Annotated in this window: 17 protein-coding genes and 1 riboswitch; of the genes, 10 read left to right on the top strand and 7 right to left on the bottom strand. The window is 61.2% G+C overall.

Annotation, left to right across the window (positions count from 1 at the left end):
• The first annotated feature begins 11 nt into the window (after positions 1 to 11).
• The 9 genes from pseB to O3303_RS03535 all read left to right on the top strand — a co-directional run bounded on the left by pseB (position 12) and on the right by O3303_RS03535 (position 10,846).
• Entirely contained in the window at positions 12 to 1,031 is a 1,020-nt protein-coding gene (gene pseB, locus O3303_RS03575; RefSeq protein WP_269560696.1) for a UDP-N-acetylglucosamine 4,6-dehydratase (inverting), read from the top strand.
• A gap of 146 nt (positions 1,032 to 1,177) precedes the next feature.
• Positions 1,178 to 2,353: a UDP-4-amino-4,6-dideoxy-N-acetyl-beta-L-altrosamine transaminase gene (pseC, locus tag O3303_RS03570; RefSeq protein WP_269560695.1), complete on the top strand. Its 1,176-nt coding sequence runs from the start codon at positions 1,178 to 1,180 to the stop codon at positions 2,351 to 2,353.
• A 156-nt stretch (positions 2,354 to 2,509) separates the two neighbouring features.
• Complete coding sequence (locus tag O3303_RS03565) at positions 2,510 to 3,235, top strand: glycosyltransferase family protein (RefSeq protein ID WP_269560694.1); 726 nt, start codon at positions 2,510 to 2,512, stop codon at positions 3,233 to 3,235.
• A complete protein-coding gene (gene pseG, locus O3303_RS03560; protein ID WP_269560693.1) occupies positions 3,235 to 4,734 on the top strand; it encodes a UDP-2,4-diacetamido-2,4,6-trideoxy-beta-L-altropyranose hydrolase in 1,500 nt (499 codons plus the stop codon). Before O3303_RS03565 ends, pseG begins: the two co-directional genes overlap by 1 nt.
• 21 nt (positions 4,735 to 4,755) lie before the next feature.
• Positions 4,756 to 5,454: a DUF4328 domain-containing protein gene (locus O3303_RS03555; protein ID WP_269560692.1), complete on the top strand. Its 699-nt coding sequence runs from the start codon at positions 4,756 to 4,758 to the stop codon at positions 5,452 to 5,454.
• Between the two features lie 28 nt (positions 5,455 to 5,482).
• A complete protein-coding gene (pseI, locus tag O3303_RS03550) occupies positions 5,483 to 6,523 on the top strand; it encodes a pseudaminic acid synthase (protein ID WP_269560691.1) in 1,041 nt (346 codons plus the stop codon).
• Between the two features lie 8 nt (positions 6,524 to 6,531).
• Positions 6,532 to 7,836 (top strand): glycosyltransferase family protein, encoded by a 1,305-nt coding sequence (locus tag O3303_RS03545; RefSeq protein ID WP_269560690.1) that lies wholly within the window; start codon positions 6,532 to 6,534, stop codon positions 7,834 to 7,836.
• 82 nt (positions 7,837 to 7,918) lie between these two features.
• Entirely contained in the window at positions 7,919 to 9,289 is a 1,371-nt protein-coding gene (locus O3303_RS03540; RefSeq protein ID WP_269560689.1) for a DUF7033 domain-containing protein, read from the top strand.
• 78 nt (positions 9,290 to 9,367) lie between these two features.
• On the top strand, positions 9,368 to 10,846 hold the full coding sequence (locus O3303_RS03535) for a lipopolysaccharide biosynthesis protein (protein WP_269560688.1): 1,479 nt from the start codon (positions 9,368 to 9,370) through the stop codon (positions 10,844 to 10,846).
• A 74-nt stretch (positions 10,847 to 10,920) separates the two neighbouring features.
• On the opposite strand, the gene O3303_RS03530 is transcribed toward O3303_RS03535, so the two are convergent.
• The 5 genes from O3303_RS03530 to O3303_RS03510 form a co-directional block, all read right to left on the bottom strand.
• On the bottom strand, positions 10,921 to 11,532 hold the full coding sequence (locus O3303_RS03530; protein WP_269560687.1) for a CPBP family intramembrane glutamic endopeptidase: 612 nt from the start codon (positions 11,530 to 11,532) through the stop codon (positions 10,921 to 10,923).
• A 372-nt stretch (positions 11,533 to 11,904) separates the two neighbouring features.
• On the bottom strand, positions 11,905 to 12,663 hold the full coding sequence (locus O3303_RS03525; protein ID WP_269560686.1) for a haloacid dehalogenase type II: 759 nt from the start codon (positions 12,661 to 12,663) through the stop codon (positions 11,905 to 11,907).
• Positions 12,664 to 12,779: 116 nt separating this feature from the next.
• Positions 12,780 to 14,243 (bottom strand): amino acid permease, encoded by a 1,464-nt coding sequence (locus O3303_RS03520; protein WP_269560685.1) that lies wholly within the window; start codon positions 14,241 to 14,243, stop codon positions 12,780 to 12,782.
• Positions 14,244 to 14,513: 270 nt separating this feature from the next.
• Positions 14,514 to 15,533: an LLM class flavin-dependent oxidoreductase gene (locus tag O3303_RS03515; RefSeq protein WP_269560684.1), complete on the bottom strand. Its 1,020-nt coding sequence runs from the start codon at positions 15,531 to 15,533 to the stop codon at positions 14,514 to 14,516.
• A gap of 163 nt (positions 15,534 to 15,696) precedes the next feature.
• Complete coding sequence (locus O3303_RS03510; protein WP_269560683.1) at positions 15,697 to 16,686, bottom strand: ATP-grasp domain-containing protein; 990 nt, start codon at positions 16,684 to 16,686, stop codon at positions 15,697 to 15,699.
• A 429-nt stretch (positions 16,687 to 17,115) separates the two neighbouring features.
• Positions 17,116 to 17,209: riboswitch (SAM riboswitch) on the bottom strand.
• A 400-nt stretch (positions 17,210 to 17,609) separates the two neighbouring features.
• Here O3303_RS03510 and O3303_RS03505 point away from each other — a divergent pair.
• Complete coding sequence (locus tag O3303_RS03505) at positions 17,610 to 18,056, top strand: DUF4890 domain-containing protein (RefSeq protein WP_269560682.1); 447 nt, start codon at positions 17,610 to 17,612, stop codon at positions 18,054 to 18,056.
• Between the two features lie 137 nt (positions 18,057 to 18,193).
• On the opposite strand, the gene O3303_RS03500 is transcribed toward O3303_RS03505, so the two are convergent.
• Both O3303_RS03500 and O3303_RS03495 read right to left on the bottom strand, forming a co-directional pair.
• On the bottom strand, positions 18,194 to 18,943 hold the full coding sequence (locus O3303_RS03500) for an EcsC family protein (protein ID WP_269560681.1): 750 nt from the start codon (positions 18,941 to 18,943) through the stop codon (positions 18,194 to 18,196).
• 31 nt (positions 18,944 to 18,974) lie between these two features.
• Positions 18,975 to 19,565 carry a hypothetical protein gene (locus tag O3303_RS03495; RefSeq protein ID WP_269560680.1) on the bottom strand — a complete coding sequence of 197 codons (591 nt, stop codon included), beginning with the start codon at positions 19,563 to 19,565 and terminating at the stop codon, positions 18,975 to 18,977.
• Positions 19,566 to 19,568 lie beyond the last annotated feature (3 nt).

Genomic DNA, 19,568 nt, shown 5'->3' with positions numbered 1-19,568 from the left:
AACTCCCCTGAATGGCCCTCGACCTCAACCATAAATCCATCCTGGTAACCGGCGGTACCGGCTCCTTCGGCAAGCAGTTTGTGCAGACTGTATTCGAGCAGTTTCCACAGGTGAAGCGCCTAGTGGTGTACTCGCGCGATGAGCTGAAGCAGTACGAAATGTCGCAGACGTTTCCGCAGGCTAAGTACCCCGCCATCCGCTACTTCATCGGGGATGTGCGCGACGGCGAGCGGCTGAAGCGGGCCTGCGAAGGTATCGACATCATTGTGCACGCCGCCGCCCTCAAGCAGGTGCCCGCCGCCGAGTACAACCCGATGGAGTGCATCAAAACCAACATCTTCGGGGCCGAAAACGTGATTAACGCCGCCCTCGACTGCGGCGTGAAGGAAGTGGTGGCCCTGAGCACCGACAAGGCCGCCGCCCCCATTAACCTCTACGGCGCCACCAAGCTCTGCTCCGACAAGCTGTTTGTGGCCGCCAACAACATGAAAGGTGCCCGCGACCTGCGCTTCTCGGTGGTGCGCTATGGCAACGTAATCGGCTCCCGCGGCTCGGTAGTGCCCTTCTTTATGCAGCGCCGCGAAACCGGCGTGCTGCCCATCACCCACCCCGACATGACGCGCTTCCACATCTCGCTGGAACAGGGCGTAGATTTGGTGTTATATGCGCTGGAAAACAGCTGGGGCGGCGAAATCTTCGTGCCCAAGATTCCGAGCTATGTCATCACGGAAGTGGCCAAGGCCATCGGCCCCGACTGCCGGCAGGAAATCGTGGGCATCCGGCCCGGCGAGAAGCTGCACGAGGAAATGATAACCTCCACTGACGCCCTCAGCACAGTGGAGCTGCCCAAATATTACGTTATCCTGCCCTTTACGCCGCAGTGGGATGTGGAGCAGTTCATCCAGCATTTCAACGGCAAGCGCGTGCCCGAAGGCTTCCACTACGACTCGGCCAACAACGACGACTGGCTGGACGCCGAGCAGATCCGCGAGGAAATCCGGCTGCACGTGGATGCGGATTTTGTGGTGTAGCCGGCAGTTCATTACGGCGGCATAGGGCTTCCGTATGCAATGTTTTTTGGCACTATATATAAATGCCACTGCCGCTTCCTGATTTAGGAAGCGGCGGTGGCATTTCAGGGCCAAACTTTACAGCCCGTCCTGTACTTTTGAAGTCTATGAGTGTTCCTGTTTTCCAGCCCACCCGCCCCATCGCCTACGGCCGCCAGCACATCACCGACGACGACGTGCGGGCCGTGGTGGAAACCCTGCACTCTGACTACCTCACGCAGGGGCCGAAAGTGGCGGAGTTCGAGGAAAAGTTTGCCGCCTACATGGGCGCCCGGTACGCGGTGGCCGTGAGCAACGGCACGGCGGCGCTGCACCTGTGCGCGCTGGCGCTGGGCGTGCAGCCCGGCCAGCGGGTCATCACCACGCCCATCACCTTCGCGGCGTCGGCCAACTGCGTGCGCTACTGCGGCGGCGAGGTGCACTTCGCCGACATTGACCCGGCCACGGCCCTGATTGACTTGCAACAGGTGCGCCGGCTGCTGGAAAGCTACCCCCGGGGCCACTTCCACGGCCTGATTCCGGTGGATTTTGCTGGCTTGCCCGTGAACCTGGAAGCCGCCCGCCAACTCTGCGACGAGTTTGGCCTGTGGATGATAGAAGACTCCTGCCACTCACCTGGCGGCTTCTTCACGGACTTGCAGGGCCGGGAGCAGCGCTGCGGAAACGGGCAGTTTGCTGATCTGGCCATTTTCAGCTTCCACCCCGTCAAGCACATTGCTACCGGCGAGGGCGGCATGATTACCACCAACCGCGAAGACCTGTACCGGGAGCTACTTAAGCTGCGCACCCACGGCATCACCAAAGACCCCGCCCAGATGCAGCGCAACGACGGCGGCTGGTACATGGAAATGCAGGAGCTGGGCTACAACTACCGGATGCCCGACATGCTCTGCGCGCTGGGCATCAGCCAGCTGACCCGCGCCGACGAGGGCCTGGCCCGCCGCCGCCAGTTGGCCGCCCGCTACGATGCCGCCTTTGCCGACCTGCCCGCTGTGCGGCCGCTAGCTTGCACGCCCGGCCACGCCTACCACCTCTACGTGATTCAGGTGCCCGACCGCAAAGGCCTCTACGACTTTCTCCGAACCCGGGAAATCTTTGCGCAGGTGCACTACATTCCGGTGCACACTATGCCCTACTACCAGGGCCTGGGCTGGCAGCCCGGCGACTTCCCGCTGGCCGAAGCCTACTACGCCCACTGCCTCAGCATCCCGCTGTTCCCGAGCCTCACCGACGACGAGCAGCAGTACGTCATCGACTGCATCCGGGAATTTGTGGCGGGGTAGCTCTTTGTCATCCTGAGCAGAGCGAAGGACCTTACCACCTTGAGCGTTTCAATGAACGGCTCATTGTCAATGGCTTCAGTCTGACAAGGTCCTTCGCAAGTTCAGGATAACAGACGGGCCTCATTACCTGATTACCTCATCACTTCATTACCTCTTTTGAAAAACGTCGGCATCATCTCGCAGGCCCGCATGACCAGCACCCGGCTGCCGGGCAAGGTGTTGCGGCCCATGGCCGGCCAGCCGCTGCTGCTGCACCATGTGCTGCGCCTGCAGGCCAGCGGCCTGCCGCTGTACCTGGCCACTACCACCAACGCCACCGACGACGTGCTGGCCGAATTCGGGGCCGCCCACCAGCTGCCCTGCACCCGCGGCCCCGAGGACGACGTGCTGGCCCGCTACCAGCAGTGCGCCGCCGCCCATAACCTGGATGTGATAGTGCGCGTGACGTCCGACTGCCCGCTACTAGACGGAGCGCTGGTAGCCGACGCCGTGCGGACTTACTTAGCCGCTGACAACCCGCGCCTGTACCTGTCGAATGTGCTGGAGCGCACGTTTCCGCGCGGTTTCGACTTCGAGGTATTTTCGCGGGAGCTGCTGGAAGAGGCCGCCGCGCAGGCCACGCTGCCCTCCGACCGCGAGCATGTGACACCCTATATCCATCAGAACCGCTCGGGGCGGGTGCAGTTCCGGCACGTGCGGCGCGCCGAAGACCGCAGCGCCTACCGTCTCACAGTGGATACGGCCGATGATTTCGAGCTGATCCGGCAACTGATAGAGAACTACGACGCTGCCACGCTGCCCACCGATGGTCTGATTGCGCTATTGGACGCGCACCCTGAACTGGTGGCGCTCAACGCCCATATCGAACAGAAAAAGCTCTGATGGCTCCTCCCCGCCTTGTGCTACGCGCTGACGGCAACTCCCGCATCGGGCTGGGCCACGTGATGCGCCTGCTGGCGCTGGCTGAGATTCTGCGGCCGGACTTTGCCGAGCAACTGTTTCTGATTCGGGAGCCGGATGAGGCGCTGGCGCAGCAACTGGCGGCCGCCGGCCTGCGCGTGGTGGCGCTGCCTACCCAGCCGCAGCCCGAGGAAGCGGCCCATCTGGTGCGCCACGTATTGCGCGCCACCGATGTGCTGGTACTCGATGGCTACGATTTCCGCTACGACTACCAGAACACGGTGCGCGGGGCAGTGGCCCGGCTGGTGTATGTGGATGATCTGCACGGCTTTCCGCTGGCAGCCGACTTGGTGCTGAACCCGGCCGGCGGCGTGCAGCTCAACCAGTACCAGATGCGCCAGCCCGGCGCCCGGCTGCTGGCCGGCCCGGCTTTCGCGCCGCTGCGCAGCGCCTTCCGCGAAGCCGCCCGGCAGCCTGCCTCTGAGGCCTCCCACACGTCGGTGCTGGTGTGCTTGGGCGGCGCTGACCCCACCCACCAGACCCGCCACGTAGCCGCCGCCCTACTGGCGCTGCCCAACGTGGCGCAGGTGCACGCCGTGGTGGGCAGCGCCTATAGCGGCCGGGAAGCCCTGCAAACCTGGGCCGACCAGCAGCCACGCCTGACGCTGCACCACAGCCTGCCGGCCCCGGAGCTGGTGGCGCTGATGCGCCGCTGCGGCGCGGCCGTGTGCTCGCCCAGCACCATCAGCTACGAGTACTGCGCGGCCGGGAGCGGCCTGCTGCTGCTGCTGCCCGTGGCCGACAACCAGCACGACATCAACCACTTTCTGCTGGAAGCTGGCCTGGCCCTGCCCTACCCCAGCGCCCCCAACGTGCTGACCAGCCCCGAGGCCGACCGCCTGATCCGCCAGTTGCGCCAGGCGCAGCGCCGAGTGTTCGATGGGCTGGCGCCGGTGCGGCTGCGCCAGGAGTTCCGGGCGCTGGAGCTGCCGGCGCCGCCGTTCCTGCTGCGCCCGGTAGTAGCTGCCGATTCCGCGCAGCTGCTGGCCTGGACCAACGACCCCACCGTACGGCAGTTTTCCTTCAACCCGCAGCCGGTGGCGCAGGCTATGCACGAGCTGTGGCTGGCTGCCCGCCTCCGGGACCCCAACAGTCTGCTGCTACTGGCCGAAGACGCCGCCAGCGGCCAGCCTCTGGGCCTGATCCGGTTTCAGGTGGAGGAAGCCCGTGCCACGCTCAGCTACTTGCTCGATGCTCGGTTCCGGGGCCGGGGGCTTGCGCCTTTGCTGCTGCTGGCTGGCACTCGGGCGCTGGCGCAGGCATTTGGCGGGGTTCGGCAGGTGGTGGGGCATGTGCAGGCCGCCAACGTAGCGTCGGTGAAGGCATTTGAGCGGACTGGGTTTCAGCGAATAATTACGCGGGTAGACTCTGAAAATCTGAGCTCTCCACTTACATTTGAATGGTTAACCGATAATTTTTGACGCGTATATTCTTTCCTCTTTATGGTGCGTGATAATACTCAACGGGCCCGCCAGACGCTCTTGCTGTTCTGGGTCATCATTGCAATAAATGCCATTCTAATCCTCACCAATTTTATCTACACCACGCTCCCGGCCGGTCTCGATATCACCAGTTCAGACAGCTTTGCGCCAGTGCTTGTTCTGTTGCATGGGCTACTGGAAATAGTGTATGTAGCTATAATGGTGCTGGCCACCGTCTTCTTTTTGCAATGGTTTCGGCGGGCTTATCTTAACCTGCGCCTGGCCGGGCGCTGGCCGGAACACACGGATGGATGGGCTGTAGGTGCCTGGTTTGTACCATTTCTGAATCTGGTGCGGCCTTACACCATCATGAAAGAAATATGGCACGACACCAACGATATGGCAGGCCGCACCAAAGACCACACTCTGGTAGGATGGTGGTGGGCGGCATATCTGGTGCATAGTGTGATTACCAATGCCGCCAGTAAGAACACGGCAGATGATGTGACCATGTATACCCTGCAAAATGCAGCGGCGCTCAACATCATGTCCTGCGTCTTCAGCATCATATCAGCCTACCTCACTATCCGCGTGGTGCAATATGTGCATCGCTCAGAGCAGGAGATGCAACTGTTTCAGCAGGTGACACAACTAGGCGGTGCGGCCCCGCTACTGGATTCCGACGACCTGCAGCCGACCAGCGAAGAAAGCTACGGTTAGCCAGCTATAGGCTTCGTAGTTTTGCGGCATGACGATTTCCTTTGGCTCCCGCCTCGTGGGCCCCGATCAGCCACCGCTCATCATTGCCGAGCTCAGCGGCAACCACAACCAGGACCTCAATCGTGGCCTGGCCATCGTGGATGCTATGGCGGCCGCCGGCGCCCACGCCATCAAGCTCCAGACCTACACCGCCGATACCATGACGCTGCCCGGCGCCTACCGCATCGACGACCCCAACTCGCTGTGGTTCGGCCGCGAGCTGCACGAGTTATACCAGGAGGCCCATACGCCCTGGGAGTGGCACAAGCCGCTGTTTGACCGCGCCCGGCAGCACGGCATGCTGGCTTTTAGCTCGCCTTTCGATGAAACCGCCGTCGATTTTCTGGAAACCCTCGATGTGCCGGTCTACAAGATTGCCTCGTTTGAGAATACCGACTGGCCGCTGCTGCGCCGGGTGGCCGCCACCGGCAAGCCCGTGATTATGAGCACCGGGGCCAGCACACTGGCCGAGGTGGCCGAGGCCGTGCAGGTGCTACGCGAGGCCGGCTGCCGCGAGCTGGTGCTGCTCAAGTGCACCAGCACCTACCCCGCCACGCCCCAGAACACCAACCTGCGTACGCTGCCCCACTTCCAGCAGCTCTTCCCCGATGCCTTGGTGGGCCTCTCCGACCACACCGCCGGCGTGGGTGCGGCCGTAGCGGCCGTAGCTCTGGGGGCCTGCGTGGTGGAAAAGCACGTGACGCTGCGCCGCGCCGACGGCGGCGTGGACTCAGCCTTCTCGCTGGAGCCCGAGGAAGTGGCGCAGCTGGTAACCGAAACCGAGCGCGCCTGGCAGGCCCTGGGTCAGATTCAGTACGGCGTGCAGCGCGCCGAAGAGAAAAGCCGCCTCTACAAGCGCAGCCTCTACGTGGCGCAGGATATCCGGGCCGGCGAGCTATTCACGGCGCAAAATCTGCGCGTAGTACGCCCCGGCGACGGCCTGCCCCCGCGCTACTACGACCAGCTGCTGGGCAAGCCGGCCCGCCAGGACCTGCACGCCGGCACCCCGCTCACCTGGGAAGCGCTGTAGCCCCAGCCATGCCCGAAGCTGCCCTTCCGCCCACCCCCGCTGCCCGCCTGCGCGACATATTGCAGCTACGGTTTACGCCGCTGTTTGCAGCGCTACCGGCCCGCATGCTGGAACCCATTTCGCCGGCCAGCCCGTGGAAGCGGCTGCTGAAAGTGGCTGGATATGCTGGACTGCGGCTTGTCGGCAACATGCTACATAAGGTGCGAAACCCAGATGAGTTGCGCGGCAAAGTGTGGCTCTACACGGTAAGCCAGAACAACTACGACGCCCTGCATTTTTTACGCGAAGCCCGGCCCGATGCCGTGCTGGTGGCCGGGCAGAGCAAGGAAATCGGGCGCTACAATGGGCAGGTGAACCGGCTGTCATTGCGGCGCAAGCTACTGTACTACGGGCAGCTGCCGGGCGTGTACCGGGCGCTGCGGCGCACGGAGGGCGAGCGGGCCTGGCGGTTTTTTGATTTGATTTTCAACGCCATCGGCTACTACGAGGTGTACCGGCGGGCCCTGCGTCACTACCGGCCACGGGCCGTGGTGTTTGCCAACGACCACAACGACGACGCCCGCGCTCTATTACTGGCCTGCCACGCTGAAGGCGTGCCCACGGCTTATGTGCAGCACGCCAGCGTGAGCACCAACTTCCCGCCCCTGGGCTTCGACCTGAGCTTGCTGGAAGGCCAGGATGCGCTGGACAAGTACCGGCAGTGCGGCCCCGTGCGGGGCCAGGTGGAGCTGGTGGGCATGCCCAAAGCCGACGCGTTTCTTGGTCAGAAAAACCAGCGCCCGGCCGTGCGGCGCGTGGGCGTGGCCTGCAACACGCTTGATAACACTGAGGCCATCCGGGAAACGCTGGCCTACCTGCTGCGCGAGTTCCCGGCCCTCACCTTCACCTTCCGCCCCCACCCTGGCGACCCGCGCGACTTCTCGTTTCTGCGCCAGCAGCACCCGCAGCTGCTGTTTTCGGATGCGCGGCAGCAAAACGTGTTTGAGTTTCTGCAGCAGCAGGATGCGCTGATTGCGGCCGACACCAGCACCCACCTCGAAGCCACGCTGCTGAATCTTGCCAGCCTGTACTTCCGCTTCGGCACCCACGCCGTGGCCGACGACTACTACGGCTACGTGGCGCACGGCCTGGTGCCGCGGGCCGCCACCCTGCCGGAGCTGGCGGCGCTGCTGCGCGGCTACCAGCAGCACAAACCGCTGGATTTATATCAACGGGCAACTTACTACAATGCCACCCTGGGCACCTCCGACGAGGGCCACAGCCGGCATCGCGCCGCCCGCCTGCTCGACAAGTGGCTGGAAGATGTAGCATAAGCTTTAGCTTGTGCCCGAAACACGCCCCAAAATCAGTACGCCGCTCTATTTTTCACCAGCAATCCGGCACAAGCTAAAGCGTATGCTACATACTTTGCCGCCGTTGCCTCCCGTTGTTGCCACCACGCCCGAAAGCCGGCTGGCATACGTGCTACACCACTTCCGGCAGGCCTACGACGGCGTACAAGAGATGGACATCGGCTATGCCGCCACGCAGCCGCAGGTGGAAATTATCGAGACTGCCGGCATCTTTTTCAGCGAAACCAACCCCTACCCGGCCGCCCCTATCTGGCGCGACTGGCACGGGCAGCAACTGCCGTTCTTCTTCGACCCGCACCCAGAAGCGCCGCTACTGGAGCTGCTGCCGGCCGGCCGGGCGCGCATCAACGCCGACGTCGTGTCGGCGGCGTTTTATCTGCTTAGCGGCTGGCAGGAGTTCTTTTCCGACGAGCGGGACCGGCACGGCCGCTTTCCGTTTGCGGCCAGCGTGCAGCACCGCTACGGCTTCGTGACCGTGCCGGTCGTTAACTACTACTTCGAGGTGCTAAAAACGGCCGTGGAGCACGCCACGGGCCAGCCGCTGCCGCCGCGCCGCTGGGCAGGCGGCGCGCCCTTCGCCACCTTCGTCACGCACGATATCGACAGCCTGCACGGCGCCTGGAAGGCACCGGCCAAAGCCGCTCTTCGGAGTGGCCGGCTGCTGGATTTCGGGCGGCAGCTGTGGCGGCATTTCACGCAGCCCGATGCATGGGACAACCTGGAGCTGGTGCAGCGCACGGTGGCGGAGTTCGGGGCGAAGAGTACATATTTGTTTCTGCCTGAGCACCGGAAGGCAGCCAACGGCACGCCCAATGCGGATTATAAACTTACAACTGTGCTGCCCCGTATCCGGGCACTGGAAGCGGCTGGAGCTGAAATTCGCTTACACGCCAGCATCGGCACTGCCAATAATGCCAGCCAGCTTATGCAGGAAGCATCTATTGGTTTCTGTACTCCCGATAATGTGCCAGGGGTGCGGTTCCACTATCTGCAGTGGGAGCCACGCATCACGCCGGCTTTAGTGGATGATCTGGCTTTTGAGTACGACTCCACGCTGGGCTTCGCCGAGCATTACGGCTTCCGCAACTCCTACTGCCTGCCGTTCCAGCCATTCGACTTCCAAACCGGCAAGCGGTTCGACTTCCTGGAAATTCCGCTCAACGTCATGGATGCCACGCTGCACCACCCCAACTACCTGCAGCTGGCCCCCGACGAAATCCTGCCGGCCCTGACGCCCATGTTCCAGGAAATCGAGCGGTTCGGCGGCGTCTGCACGCTGCTCTGGCACAACGACCACTTCGACCCGGCCAACACCACCACCGGCCCGCGCCAGTTCGCCGAGCTGATGCACTACCTTCGCAGCCGCAACACGGCCTTCGTCAACGGCACAGACATATGGCAGGCCGTGATGTAGCTGTCAGGCTAAACACAGGGCATAACAAGCCGAATGCTTAGCCTCCAGACTTTTCACCCCATCACCTCATCACATCCTTTGGGTATCGTTCGGCGGCAGGGGCTGCGCAATACGGTTATTTCTTACGCGGGCCTGGCGCTGGGCTTCGTGAATACGGTGCTGGTGCTGCCCAAAGTGCTGGAGCCGCGCCAAATTGGCCTCACCAGCGTGCTGGTGGCGCTGGCCACCATGTTTGCGCAGGTGTCGGCTTTTGGGTTTGGGAATATGGGCGTCCGGTTTTTCCCGTATTTCCGGCACCCCGAAACCGGGCACCGGGGGTTTCTGCCGTTCCTGCTGAGCGTGCCGCTGCTGGGTTTCGGGCTGGTGGGGGCGGTGTACCTGTCGGGTAAGCCACTGGTGCTGAGCTGGTACGGCCATGATGCAGACTTTATCAGCGAGTACTATGTGTGGGGGCTGGTGCTGGCCTTGTTCACGCTGCTGCTCAACCTGCAGGATACCTACTTGAAGTCGCTCTACCACACGGCCTTCTCGTCGTTTGCGCAGGAAATCATCCTGAGGCTGCTGATTACGGCCGGGGCGCTACTGTTTGGCGGCGGCTACCTCGATTTTCACGGCTATGTGCTGTGGTACATCGGGGCCAGCAGCAGTATTGCCCTACTGCTGACACTCTACACGGCCTACATCGGGGAGTTGCACCTGCGGCCCACGCGGGCAGCGCTGCGGGTACGGCCGCTCGGCGAGATGCTCAGCTTCGGGGCGTTTGCGCTGCTCGGCAACGTGTCGGGCGTCATCATCACCACCATTGATTCGCTGATGGTCAGCTCCAAAGTGAGCTTCGACGGGGCAGGTATCTACAGCGTGGCGTTTTTCATCAGCACGGCGCTGGTGCTGCCGTTTCGGGCGCTCTACAAGGTGGCTTTTCCGCTGCTGGCCGACTACTGGAAGGAAAACGACCACATCCGCATGGCCGATTTCTACCAGCGCACCACCCGCCTCAACACGCTGCTCGGCTGCTACCTGGCGCTGGGCATCGGCCTCAACCTCGACTTCATCTTCGCTCAGATGAAGCCCGCCTACGCTGCCGGCTCCACCTCGGTACTGATACTACTGGCCGGCCGGCTATTCGACGGCATTACCGGCGTCAACGGCCTGATCGTCGTCACGTCGCCGCGCTACCGCTACGATTTGCTATTCAACGCCTCGCTGGCCGGCGCTACGGTGCTCATGAACCTGCTGCTGATTCCGCGCATGGGCCTGACGGGCGCCGCCGTGGCCGCTTCCGTGGCCATGGTGCTCATCAACACGGCGCGCACCTGGTTTGTGTGGCGCAGCTTCGGGCTGCAGCCGTTTGATAAGCGCGTGCCGCTGATTCTGCTGCTGGCCGCCGTGGCCGGTTTGGCGGCGTGGCTGGTGCCATTCGTGCACTCCCTATTCATCACGATGCTACTACGCTCCTCGTTGCTGACGGCCGTGTACGGCGGCTTGCTGCTGCTCACCAACGCCGAGCCCCAGGTGCGCGAGGTGCTGCAGAAGCTGCTGAAACGGCTGACTTCGTAACCCGCGCTTAACGGTTGCCACCTTCGGGCGAGATGACCTTATCAAGCATATTTCTGATATGCCTTCCGCCAGAACTAATCTGCAGCCGCCACAACCTCCAACATCTGCGGCGTAACCGCTGCAACAACTGCTTCCGGCAAAACAGTGGTTTTGTGTACGCGCCACAATAGCCCGGCCAGTACGAGGGCGCTTAGTGCCACCACTGTAACGTATATCCAAGGCGCCCCAAACATAGCCGTAATCTCTTCATCCTTTGCAGCTTCGGTGGTGGCCAGCATAGCCGTAAAAGCGAACAGGTTGTTGAGGAAGTGCACACCCATACACAGCCACAGTGAGCGGGTACGGTAATACAGCCAGCCCATCAGCAACCCCAGTACAAACGTCGCCAAGCTCTGCGGTGGGTTGGCGTGCATCAGCCCAAAAATGAGAGCCGACTGGCCGATAGCTATCCACGGACGGCCTGGAAAATTGCGCAGCAACCCTTGCAGCAGCACGCCCCGCAGCAATAGTTCTTCCAGCACCGGAGCTGCCACGCACAAAACCAGAAACGCCACTGCGGGTAGTTTCAACAGTTTCTGATAAGTGTCTGGACTGAATGCCGGCAGGTGCAGCAAATCAATCAGTGAGAGCACCATATCTGCTGCCAGCACTAACGCAGGCAAGGCCACGACCAACCAGCCGGGCACCCGTCCGTTTAGGTTGATACCGGGCCAGCGGGCTGAGTACCGCCGCCGCAGAAACCATAGCAGCGTACCATTGCTGCCCGCCGCTACCAGCAATAGCGCCACGGCTGTCGGCAGCGAGAGCAGCTTTTCCCCTATCAAAAAGGTCGGGACTCCCACCACCAGCGAAGCCAGCAGATACCACCCCAAAAAGCCCCAGCTTTCCTTGATAGTTGGGTACACCGGTGCTGGCCGCGCCGGTGTTGGTGGAAGCATATCCACCACAGTAGTTTCCGCGAATGACATGTAATAAAACCTGAATAACCGCTTAAAGCTACGCGTTTATTCAGGTCCATATATACCCCTTCGAAACCGCACGCAACCGACTAGCGCCGCCTAAGCGCCCAACTGTCGGGCAATATCTCCTATCGTAGGTCCGGTGTAGGCGGGGGCGGCGGCCAGCGGGTATTGGGCCTGTCCGGGGCGCGCCACGAAGGCTGCCTGCAAGCCGGCACGCACGGCCCCAGCCGTATCCCAGCCGTGAGCCGCAATCAGCAGGGTGTCGGCGGGGGCGGTTTTCAGGGTTTGGCAGGCCATGCGGTAGGTGTCGGGGTGGGGTTTGTAGCGCTGCACGGCATCCACGCTCAGTAACTGCTCGAAGAAGCTGCTGAGGCCAGCGTAGGCTATCTGCTTTTTCACGGCCGGGCCCGAAGAATTGGTTAGCGTTGCCATGCGAAATCCGGCTTTTTGCAGGCGCGTGAGGGCCGGCACCACGTCGGGATGCGGCGGCAGCTCGGTAATCAAGCCCAGCAGCTCCTTTTTGCGCGTTTCGGGGCGAGCGGGCTGGCCGAGGGCCTGCGCCAGCATATCGAGGGCGGCGGCCCCAATCTGCCCGAAATCGTGATAGGCGGCCGTGGTGGTATCCACCAGCGAGTATTGCAGCAGCAGCGAAAACCACTGTTTGAAGGCAAATTCCGACTTGAACTCCTGGTTGATGGCCATCTGCAGCTTGCTCAGGTCCAGCAGGGTTTCGTTGACGTCGAACAGCAGCAGTTTGGGACGGGCGGCGAGAGGCATGGCCATAAGCGAAGAAGGCAGCGCGGCCGCCGTGGCAGCCAGCGCGAGTGAGGAAAGAAACGTGCGACGAGTAGACATAACCGGGGTATACGAAAAAACCCGGCGCTAACCGGGTTTTCTTCGCAAACCACCCCGCAACGCAAACAGCCGGAACCTCGCGGCTCCGGCTGTTGCAGTGGGCATATTGGCTCAGTTTATACTTCCTTCAACTCATCAGCTTTTCCCGGATTTCCCAGCTTGCTGTGCTTGCGACCATAGCCGAAGTAGATGGCCAGACCGATAGCCAGCCACACGGCCAGCCGCAGCCACGTTTCCCAAGGCAGCGCCAGCATCATCACCACGCAGGTGAGGATGCCCAGTATGGGCACCAGCGGCACCCAGGGCGTGCGGAACCCGCGCGGGGCGTCGGGCTCGCGCTTGCGCATAATCAGGATGCCGATGCACACCATCACGAATGCCAGCAGCGTGCCGATGCTCGTCATCTCACCCACCACCGAAATGGGCACGAAGCCGGCAAACAGCGCAATGAACAGCCCCAGCAGCAGGTTCGACTGCAGGGGGGTACGGAACCGCTCGTGGATGCGGGCGAAAACCGGGGGCAGCAGGCCGTCTTTTGCCATGCTAAAAAACACCCGGCTCTGACCCAGCAAATCCACCAGAATCACGGAAGTGTAGCCGATGATGATAGCCAGAATCACGGCCGACGACAGCCAGGCGTAGGGCGTTTTCTCAATGGCAATAGCCACCGGCGCGGCGCTGTTCTTGAATTCGGTGTAGTTGGCCAGACCGGTCATGACGTGCCCGAACAGCACGAACAGCACGGTGCAGATCAGCAATGAGCCGATGATACCGATGGGCATGTTGCGCTGCGGATTCTTGGTTTCCTGGGCCATGGTGGCCACGATATCGAAGCCGATGAACACGAAGAACACCACGCCTGCCCCGCGCAAAATCCCACTCCAGCCGAACTCGCCGAACACCCCGGTATTCTGCGGAATGTAGGGTTGGTAGTTGGCCGGATCGATGTACTGCCAGCCCAGCGCGATAAACACTAGTACCACGGCCACCTTTAGCGTAACCACCAGCGCATTAAACCACGCCGAGCCCGACGTGCCGCGAATGATAATCATAGTAATGGCCAGCACAATCAGCATGGCCGGAATATTGACGAAGCCGTGCACCACGCTGCCATCGGCCAGCGTGGCCGTTTCAAACGGCGACATCACCAGCTGCGGCGGCACGATGATGCCGTACTTGCTCAGGAACTTGAGCAGGTATTGCGACCAGCTGATGGCCACCGTAGCCGCGCCCACTGAGTATTCGAGCACCAAATCCCAGCCGATAATCCAGGCGAAAAGCTCGCCCATGGTGGCGTAGGCGTAGGTGTAGGCCGAGCCGGCCACGGGCACCATGGAGGCAAACTCGGCGTAGCACAGCGCCGAAAAGGCGCAGCCCACCGCCGCCACTACAAACGAGAGCGTGACAGCCGGGCCGGCATTATTAGCGGCGGCAATGCCGGTGAGCGAGAACAGGCCCGCCCCGATAATCACGCCGATGCCGATGGTAATGAGGTTGAAGCCGTTCAGGCTTCGTTTAAGCGTTCCGGCGCCGGTTTCGGCCGCCTCCTGCCGCAGCAGTTCCAGTGATTTTCTGATCATGAAAGGGGAGAAAAAGACGCCCCGGGCCGGGGCGTCTCCTGCATAGTTGTGTTGAGACACTGCGGGCCGCTGCTGCGGCTGCACGCACTGCAAAATGGGTATATGTCCGGTCGGACGCTAGGATTTTTTGGGTTGTGTCAGGCTTTGCCTATCTGGCATCCTGAGCTTGCGAAGAACCTTATCACGTTCGAGTTATCCTTTGACGACTCGTTTCGACGTGATAAGATCCTTCGCAAGCTCAGGATGACAGGCGAATTTCAGGCAACCAAGTTACGCCACTACCTGGATAACAGATTCGGAGAAACGCTCCATTTCTTCCAGCTGCGGGCTGGCCTGCAACAGGAAAAAATCAACGCCTACAGCCTCGAAAGCGCCAATCCGGTCTTGCAGCTGGGCGGGCGTGCCGGTCAGGCCGGTGCGCAGGCCACGGTTGGACACCGAGTAGTCTTGCAACGACACCTGCTGCTCCAGCTGGGTGCCGGCCAGCCACTGCTGGTAGTTGCCGTAGCCCGAGGCCGAGGCCTTCACGTTGGTGATGCGGTCCAGCTCCTTTTTCACGTCCTGCTCCGAGTCGCGCACAATGGTGTAGCCGGCCACGCCGAATTTCATCGGCGGCAACCCTTTCTGCTCGCGGCGGCGGCGCATATCGGCAATGCGGGCCCCAATCAGCTCTGGCGAGTCGCCGTGCATCACGTAGCCGTCGCACTGCGTCGAAATCAGGTCCTTGGCCGCTTCCGATTCGCCGCCGGCGTACAGGAACGGGGCTTTGGCGGGCTTGGGTTGCAGCACGTTGTCGGCCACTTGGTAGTACTTGCCGTCGTAGCTGAAATGGTCCTGCTTCCACACGTTGGTCACCACGTCCAGCCACTCGCGGGTGCGGGCGTACCGGTCGTCGTGCTGCTCGAAGTGCAGGCCGTACTTGGTGGCCTCGTCCTTCCACCACGACGACACCACGTTCAGCGACAACCGCCCGGGCGCAATCAAATCGATGTTGGCGGCCTGCTTAGCCAGCAGCGCGGGGTTGTGGAAGGTGGGGCGCACGGCCACCATAATTTCCAACTGCTCGGTCACGGCGGCCAGCGCGGCGGCCGTGCTCCAGGCCTCCAGCGAGGGCGCCTCGGTGCCTTTGATGTCGTTCAGGTAGAGCTCCGCAATCAGCGTCAGGTCGTAGCCCAGGGCCTCGCTGCGCTGGGCCAGCTGCTTTACGTAGCTCCAGTCGGTGGGCATCTGCTCGTCCTCGACGTTGCGCAGCCAGCCCCCGAATATGGGCATCCAATAGCCAAATTTCATGGTTCGTTGAGTTGAGATTGATAGAACGTCATGCTGAGCTTGCCGAAGCATCTCTACCGCTTCGTTAGATTGCTACTGCAACGAAGCGGTAGAGATGCTTCGACTGCGGCTGCGCCTTCGCTCAGCATGACGTTCTGATTGTTTGCTTGAATGAATCGTCGGCCTACGCCGTGGCTACTTCCTCCTGAGCCACCGCCGCCACCGGCAGCTGCGACTCCAGGTAGTCCACGAAGCGGGCGTAGGGGTCGAAGCCGACCACGTTCACGGCGTCGGCCACGAAGTTGGACAGGGCGTTGATGTCGTAGAACAGCACGTCGCCAGTGCGGTCGTCGATGAGGTACTCGATGCCGCCCACGTCGATTTTGGCGGCCTCCACAATGCGCTCCACGGCTTCGATTACTTCGGCGGGCGGCGTGAAGGCTTCCACCTGGATGCCCTTTTTCGGGGCTTCGGTCAGGCAGAACTCGGCCGACTGCTCTTCCGGAATCTGGCAGATTTCGGCCGGGCAAAGGTTGAAGCTCTCGCCGGTGGTATACACCTTCATGGCGTAGAGAAACTTACCATTGAGCATTTCCACGCGGTGAATGTGGCCGCCGCGGGGCGTCACGTACTCCTGCACCAGCGCCGTCTGGTCGATACCCAGATCGATCTGGTTGTTGTCGACGGCGGCCTGCAGGCCCTCGGGCGTATCGAAGCGGATGATACCAGCGCCGCTGCCCCCGATGTTCACCTTCACCACCACCGGAAAGCGCAGCTCGCGCGCTGCGTCCACAGCCCGGGAGGCGTGGTTGATGACCCGCGAGGCCGGGTATTTCAGCCCCAGCAACTCGAACAGGGACAGTTGACGAGCCTTGTTCGTTTCGATGGCCGTGGCCGCCGAGCCGTTGATGATGCGCGTGCCGATACGCTCCAAATGCGTGGCAAAGCCGGCCGTGTGGAAGATGCCCTGCCCGTGCCCGCGCAGGTACGCCGACGAGCTCATGCGGTTCACCACCAGACTGTAGCGGCTCTCCTTTTCCGAGGGGTTGAACAGGTGATGGGCGGCGTCGATTTTCTCGTAGGGCAGGCCGCGGCGGTCCAGCTCCGCAAACAGCGGCTTAAACCACTCGGGGTGCTCGAAATAGATACCAATGGGCTTTTGGAGGGATGACATAGTCAGAAGCAAAAAGACGGAAAATGAAAAACGAAACGGCGCCGGCAGCAGCGCAACGCCACCGGCTCCCGGGAGAAAACAAAGCAGGAACGGAAGTCCGGCCTAGCCGATTACGCCGCCCGCAAACCGCGCAACGAGCGAATCAGCAGCCACCGCAGGCCGCCAACCGGAGCGCAAAGCCTGTGCCCGGCCCGGCCATCGGGTGACAATCCGAGAAAAAGAGGAGGTGCGGGCGCGAAGCCGCTTAGCGCAGCAGCCGACCGACGTGCGACGTCGGCGGGTGCGTACCCGCGAAAACAGAGAAAGGGCTAGCTACGCCCGACAACAACAGCAACAACAGCCCCGGCCCGCCAGCCGCAACGCGGCAGCCGGAGCCAAAAAAGCGGAGGTTGAATGCAGGAGGTTGTTGGAAGCGTCCACGGCAACTTGTTTTTATATGGTCAGGAATTGGCACCGTTCCGGAGGGTTCCGGGTGGTTGCCGACGCTTCATCGAGCCTGTCTCTCAGCGCCTCTGTATAAAAACAATCCTTCGGGCTAGAAAGAATTGATGGGGCAAAGGTAAAACCGGATTGCTGCCCCCGCAACCCGGACTGTACAAAGCCCGAACCGCCACGTTTTGTTGCGGCCGGCGATTGTTTCTTCCACTCCAGCAGCCTGCCCCTGCCAACCCAAAGCCGGGGCAGCGGCCCTTGCCTGCCAGTGCTGAAACCAGTCTTTTTCAGAGCATAAGCCCCGATAAAAACCCGCGACTGAGCCAGCAAACGAAGGTTTAACCGGAAAATTTAAATTTTTCAAGAGGCGCTTTTTCGGGCTTGGCACTGAAAACTGGCATCGGAGTTGCAAATGACCCTGCAGAAGCCTAAACGCCAGTCCGGACGGCAGCGGGCTTCTTTCACCCGCCATAATTTTTCCAACCATAGCCATGAAGAAGTTCCTCGTAATCCTCGCCGCTTTCTCGTTCTCCGCCGCCGCCGTTTCGGCCCAGACGCTACCCACCAAAGCCGCCCACGGCCAGCACCGCATGAAGGGCGAGAAAGGCGACAAGGCCGCCAAAACGCCTGAGCAGCGCGCCGCCCACGCCGCTCAGGCTCTCACCAAGCAGCTCGGCCTCTCCGCCGCCCAGACTGAGCAGGTTCGCCAGCTACACCTGAGCCGCGCCCAGGAAATGCAGGCCTACAAAGCCCAGGCCGGCACCACGCCCGCTACAAAGCGCCAGCAGCATGAGGCCATGAAGGGCAAAAAAGCCCAGTACGATGCCCAACTCAAGCAAATCCTGAGCGCTGACCAGTACGCCAAGTACAGCCAACTGCAGTCGGACCGCATGGCCAAGCGCAAAGCCCACCAGGGCAGCAAGCAAGCCAAAGGCTAAGCTTTTCAGTTTACAAAAAAACAGCCCTGACGTTTCCGTCAGGGCTGTTTTTTTGTGTCATTCCGAGCGGAGCGAGGAATATGGGTGCTGACGTTGCATGTGCTTACTCAGATTCCTCGCTTTGCTCGGAATGACATTTACTGTGCAGGATCCGCTTCTCCAGCAATCCGGCCCTTCTCGGCAAACCAGCGCAGGCGGTAGCACATGATGGCCGTTTCGCCGAGCTGGGCCAGCAGGCGGTAGTTGGCCACGGCGCCCACGGCCGCCCCAATCACCGGTACCAGCTGGGCCAGCTTGGCCAGGTCGATGTAGTCGCGGTACTCCTGTTGGAAAGTGCGCCAGTCGAAGGTTTCGGCCGTAACGGTTTGCTGCGTTTCGGGCCAGGCTGCTAGCTGGCGGTAGGTTTCGCGGCGGGTGTGCTGGCTGCTGAAGGCCAGTTGGAAGATGTGCAGCAGGTAGAGCCGCTCCGGGAAGCTGCGTACATCGTGGCCGTAGAGGGCGGCAATATCAAAGAGCAGTTTCAGCTTGATGCCCAGCAGCAGCGGAAAATCGGCGAGACCCAGCAGGAAGCCGCCGGCCCCGGTCACGCCGCCTTCCAGAGCCGCCGTGTTGCGGTACGCCCGAATGCGCGCCCGCACCCGTGCCTCCCGCTCCTGCAGTGTGCCCGCTAATACCGGCCGTTGGGTGGTGTGCGTGGACCCGAACAACACGCCCTGCACCATTTTCTGAATGGCCGCGGTAATGGCCACGTGCACTTTCTCCGGCAGCAACGCATTCAGCCGCGCCTGTACGCGCCGCGCTATCTGGTTCAGCCAAGTGGGTTGCTGCTGCATCCGGCGCTGCCAGGCCTGCAGGTCGTGGAGGGCTTGGTGGTCGGGGGATTTCAACCGCGGTTTGTTGATTTAGCAGGATGAGTATCTACTTGAGCACAACAATGTAAGTCATTGCCAGCACGAACAAACCACCCACGAATAGAAATCCATAGTCCACATCGTCAGAATATTTACGGGCGCCCACAGTTTTTGCTTTGACAGACAGATTAATTAATTTCTGCCTGAAAACAGCATACCCGTTCATCTGAAAGGAATAAACCTGAACCGTCTTATTATGTGCCTGAATTTGCACCTTCTCACCCTTGGCCACAGTATCGTTCTTGAGCGACCCGGCGCGACTCTTTTCAATATTGGCCTTGTCGAAAGTTAAAGTACTTATTGAATCATATGATATTCTATCGACAACAATGAACCCTCTTTTGACGACCATTCCTCCGCTCACCAGGCTCACTTCACGGGGTAAAACAAGTTCGCTGAGCGCCCACAGCCCAAGCACTATCACACTCCCATAGAATACAATAAATAAGGATGACTCGATAGAAATACTTTCTCTCGATTTATTCAACGCATCCAACGCATTTTCTGAAAATAACAGAGAAATGTTCAGGCAAAATACAACACACTCAATTAATAAAACTTTATAAAACAACCTTATTCCACCAATAAAATAAACCATACT

It is taken from the genome of Hymenobacter canadensis, assembly GCF_027359925.1.
GTDB lineage: Bacteria > Bacteroidota > Bacteroidia > Cytophagales > Hymenobacteraceae > Hymenobacter > Hymenobacter canadensis.
The sequence above is the reverse complement of the archived record's forward strand: the minus strand, read 5'-3'. Positions and strand labels throughout refer to the sequence as shown.

Excerpts from the sequence above, each read along its gene's own strand:
- O3303_RS03505 (WP_269560682.1), top strand. The coding sequence starts at position 17,610 with ATGAAGAAGTTCCTCGTAATCCTCGCCGCTTTCTCGTTCTCCGCCGCC.
- pseG (WP_269560693.1), top strand. The coding sequence starts at position 3,235 with ATGGCTCCTCCCCGCCTTGTGCTACGCGCTGACGGCAACTCCCGCATC.
- O3303_RS03515 (WP_269560684.1), bottom strand. The coding sequence starts at position 15,533 with ATGAAATTTGGCTATTGGATGCCCATATTCGGGGGCTGGCTGCGCAAC.
- O3303_RS03510 (WP_269560683.1), bottom strand. The coding sequence starts at position 16,686 with ATGTCATCCCTCCAAAAGCCCATTGGTATCTATTTCGAGCACCCCGAG.
- pseB (WP_269560696.1), top strand. The coding sequence starts at position 12 with ATGGCCCTCGACCTCAACCATAAATCCATCCTGGTAACCGGCGGTACC.
- O3303_RS03545 (WP_269560690.1), top strand. The coding sequence starts at position 6,532 with ATGCCCGAAGCTGCCCTTCCGCCCACCCCCGCTGCCCGCCTGCGCGAC.
- pseC (WP_269560695.1), top strand. The coding sequence starts at position 1,178 with ATGAGTGTTCCTGTTTTCCAGCCCACCCGCCCCATCGCCTACGGCCGC.
- O3303_RS03555 (WP_269560692.1), top strand. The coding sequence starts at position 4,756 with ATGGTGCGTGATAATACTCAACGGGCCCGCCAGACGCTCTTGCTGTTC.
- O3303_RS03540 (WP_269560689.1), top strand. The coding sequence starts at position 7,919 with ATGCTACATACTTTGCCGCCGTTGCCTCCCGTTGTTGCCACCACGCCC.
- O3303_RS03525 (WP_269560686.1), bottom strand. The coding sequence starts at position 12,663 with ATGTCTACTCGTCGCACGTTTCTTTCCTCACTCGCGCTGGCTGCCACG.
- O3303_RS03495 (WP_269560680.1), bottom strand. The coding sequence starts at position 19,565 with ATGGTTTATTTTATTGGTGGAATAAGGTTGTTTTATAAAGTTTTATTA.
- O3303_RS03520 (WP_269560685.1), bottom strand. The coding sequence starts at position 14,243 with ATGATCAGAAAATCACTGGAACTGCTGCGGCAGGAGGCGGCCGAAACC.
- pseI (WP_269560691.1), top strand. The coding sequence starts at position 5,483 with ATGACGATTTCCTTTGGCTCCCGCCTCGTGGGCCCCGATCAGCCACCG.